Annotated in this window: 1 protein-coding gene; it reads right to left on the bottom strand. The window is 57.6% G+C overall.

The window, feature by feature from the left end:
• Positions 1-527 (bottom strand): enoyl-CoA hydratase-related protein (locus A3730_RS00240; protein WP_063537203.1); only part of this gene is annotated, 527 nt, incomplete at its 3' end.
• Positions 528-765 lie beyond the last annotated feature (238 nt).

The raw sequence follows: 765 nt of genomic DNA, 5'->3' as shown, positions 1-765 counted from the left end.
AGCCCGATTTCCAGCGCTTCTGCGGCCAGCATCGGTTCACCAAGCAGCAGCATGCGCGCTGCGCGCTGATAGCCGATCCAGGCTGGCAGCAGCTTGGCGGAACCCGCTTCCGGTACGGCGCCCAGGTCCACAAACGGCGTGATCAGCTTGGCATCCTCGGAGGCCACCACCAGGTCCATGTGCAACAGCATGGTAGTGCCCACACCAACCGCGTTGCCCTGCACGGCCGCAACGACAACCTTGGGGAAATCGTGGATGGCCTGAATGAAATGGGCAGCCTCCCCCGCTTCACCGGGCTTGGCATTCAGGAAATCCACCAGGTCGTTACCGGCACTGAAGGACTTGCCTTCACCCCGGAACAGCACCACGTGAATATCATCACTTTGCTCTGCAGTGGCCAGCAGCTTGACCAAATCCCGGTACATGGCACTGGTCAGCGCATTCAATTTGTCCGGACGGTTCAGGGTAATTTCCATCACTGATTCGGTGTTGTTCACCAGAACCAGATCACTTTCCAGTGTCGGCATCGTCACGACAGCTCTCCCAATCGTATTTATAGTCGGGCAAGGCTAGCGGGCGCGCCCCCACCTGCCAAGGGCGAATAACGACAAAGACGCTTGACCAGCCGGTCAAAGGCGATTAAAAAAGCGAACCTCGGTCGGAATCCCTATAGTGAAACTGATTACTTTCGATCCTTTCCGCACCCTCGGGCTCCCCGGTGTGCGTTATATCAAACCGGAGCATATGCATCAGCACCGCGACGAA

The organism is Alcanivorax sp. HI0044 (genome assembly GCF_001634945.1).
Note: the sequence above shows the minus strand (reverse complement) of the source record. Positions and strands in the feature narration are given on the sequence as shown.